Here is a 2,582-nt window from a genome sequence, read left to right as displayed (position 1 = left end):
GGCGTTCTGTTTGGTTCTTACAGTCAATATGAGATCCAAACACTTGGAGTACTGGCCACGGATAAAAAGGCGACCGTGCTTCAAAATGAAGTAACTATGACTCCAAAAATTGATGATGAATGGTTAACAAGCTTAGGCTCATTCCGGGTAATTCATATTCAACAGGATCCAGCATCTACTATTTGGAAATGTCAGTTGAGGAAGGTTTAAATACTTGTTCTAATATCCTTCTAAACTAGGGGGATATTATGTTACTAAAAGGAAATAATGCTGAAAAAATTGCGACTACCTTAATATTTTTCATAATTTTGCTAGTAACTTATATATTAGTTAACTTAGCCTTTAGATCAATCACGCACACCACACTAGAAAATATGGTGAAAGATGGAATGAGCTTCTCAGCTACAGCTATAGCTCCCATCATAGCTATTTTGTTATTTAGTGATTGGCGGGTACAACATTTAGCTATCAAAATGGAGACCGCAGCTGAAAAAATTGTAAAAAATTTACTCGATATTAATTTTGAAATAGATATTTTAGATGCAGAAGTTAGAAAGGATATTAAAAACATAAATGTTGAAGATACTCAAAAAATAATTTTTGATCTGAGAAAGCGCTTAATTGAACAAAATACTCAATTAGGTATTACGTTTGATGGTGAACCTAAAACAAATGACTTTATTAATCAGATTAATGATTTAATGTATGAGATGTTAAATTATTTAAATTTAATGAATATTGCTATTACTGCTCACGAAAAACTTAAGAATAATACGACAATTTTTGAGAGTGATGAAGTTAAAACGTTTTATGCGGACAAAGAGAATCTCTATTTCAAAAAGTCTTTTGAAAGATTTACTGGATTTGTAGAAACGCTTTCTACAATAAATAATTCCTTGCGAGAATTTAAGATTAAATAAAAACCCACTTCGGTGGGTTTTTTAATGGGCGCAATTTAGGAGTTTGAATGGTAAATACAAACTACGTTCCTTTGTGGCATATCTCACCATTTCAGCATGTGCATTACACATTAGTTCGAAATCAACTGCATATGGATTTGCTATTTGAGGACATGAATAAGGTCGATCAATTCTTGTCTATTGAAGGGGCTGCAGCTCAGGTTGATTTCTATTGCGAAGGTGCATATGCAGTTGTTCAGCTTGGTGATACTTCTGAAAGAAATCAGATTGAAGTGTATGGATTGCTTTTACATGAAGCTGTTCATGTCTGGCAAAAGATTAAAAAGCTCATGGGTGAACGAGAACCGAGCTCTGAGTTTGAAGCTTATTCAATTCAGGCGATCGCTCAGGATCTCTTTAAGATGTATGAGGAAAGCGAGGTTAAAAGTCATGGGGTGGAAGGGGAAAAAGCCGACTAGTTTTAGTCTTGATGTGTCTAAAGCAGCAGAAGACCATGTAAAGAATATTGTCTTGGATACAGTGCAATCCTTAGTTAATTTAAGTCCTGTTGATACTGGAGCATACCGTGCTTCACATATTGTTTCGGTTGGATCCGCTGATTACGGTGTGCGGGAACCTGAAACGAATCCTATTCAGGATGCAGCGATTCAGGCAATGAAGATTAAGTTAGGCAATTTGGTTTATATCCAAAACAATAAAGCTTATGGACCGCGCTTAGAAAACGGCTGGTCTGATCAAGCGCCACAAGGTATTTATGGCCTCACGTTTAACTTTATTTCTCAAAAGTACGGTGGCTAAAATGGCAATGACTTTAGAGCAAACAAGGCAAGCAATTATTGAGCACATGCAAGCTTTCACTGGTATTGCTCAGGAAAGAATTCAGTATCCAAATGCACCCAGCTTTACGGTTCCAAAAGAAGGTATATGGTGCCGTTTGACTATTGCAGGCGGCCCGAGTTTTATTTCAGGTATTGCAGATAAGCCATGTACACGCCGTACCGGTAATATCATGATTCAATGCTTCGATCGATTACATACTGGAGAGAAGACCCTAACGGTTCTAAGCGATGCATTGCTGGCACATTTTGAATATTTCTCAATCGAACATCTAGAATGTTTGAATGGTCAATCTATCTATGCGGGTAAAGATGCTGATTTCATTCAGTATAATGTGAGCATTGGGTACAAGGTGAATTGATATGTCATGTATGCTGACTTTAGAAGAAATCGAAATTAAACGGCAAGAACTGGAAAGACATCTTGAAGATGTTATGTCTGTTGAGTTGAACAAATGGCAATCTGAAAACAAGCTATGTGTTTCCGATGTGAATATACGTTTGGCCAATGTGAATAGTCTTGGTGGAACTAAACATAATGTAGTTACTGGAGTAAGTGTTGATTTAGACTACAAACCTTAAATTACTTTAATTAAATGACCGCTAAGAAGCGGTTTTTTTACGTCTTTTCACTACCACCTCATCGGTGGTTTTTTTATGTCTATAGGAATCACTTATGAGCAATTTTGTTTTTAAGCGTGGTGACACATTCAACTTGAACTTGCAGCTGGTTGATATGGATGAAACCCTGCAGTATCCACCGGATGATGTTCGCCGTGCAATTGATCTTACAGGTTATACCTTCACTTCACAGGTTAAAGCTCTG

General features: G+C 36.7%; 5 protein-coding genes and 1 pseudogene. All 6 read left to right on the top strand.

Annotated elements, in window-relative coordinates:
* Positions 1-210 (top strand): annotated as a pseudogene (locus tag G9371_RS18945) (glutamate 5-kinase); the annotation flags it as partial.
* Positions 211-248: 38 nt separating this feature from the next.
* Complete coding sequence (locus G9371_RS18940) at positions 249-920, top strand: hypothetical protein (RefSeq protein ID WP_005135674.1); 672 nt, start codon at positions 249-251, stop codon at positions 918-920.
* A 47-nt stretch (positions 921-967) separates the two neighbouring features.
* Entirely contained in the window at positions 968-1,378 is a 411-nt protein-coding gene (locus G9371_RS18935; RefSeq protein ID WP_029423742.1) for a hypothetical protein, read from the top strand.
* A complete protein-coding gene (locus G9371_RS18930) occupies positions 1,350-1,718 on the top strand; it encodes a hypothetical protein (protein WP_002062126.1) in 369 nt (122 codons plus the stop codon). Before G9371_RS18935 ends, G9371_RS18930 begins: the two co-directional genes overlap by 29 nt.
* Before the next feature lies 1 nt (position 1,719).
* Positions 1,720-2,118 (top strand): hypothetical protein, encoded by a 399-nt coding sequence (locus G9371_RS18925; protein WP_029423743.1) that lies wholly within the window; start codon positions 1,720-1,722, stop codon positions 2,116-2,118.
* Position 2,119: 1 nt separating this feature from the next.
* Positions 2,120-2,338 carry a hypothetical protein gene (locus G9371_RS18920; protein WP_029423744.1) on the top strand — a complete coding sequence of 73 codons (219 nt, stop codon included), beginning with the start codon at positions 2,120-2,122 and terminating at the stop codon, positions 2,336-2,338.
* Positions 2,339-2,582: the final 244 nt, after the last annotated feature.

This window comes from Acinetobacter sp. EKM10A, from assembly GCF_011075215.1.
Classification (GTDB): Bacteria; Pseudomonadota; Gammaproteobacteria; order Pseudomonadales; family Moraxellaceae; genus Acinetobacter; species Acinetobacter baumannii.
This window is presented reverse-complemented; position numbering and strand designations above follow the sequence as displayed.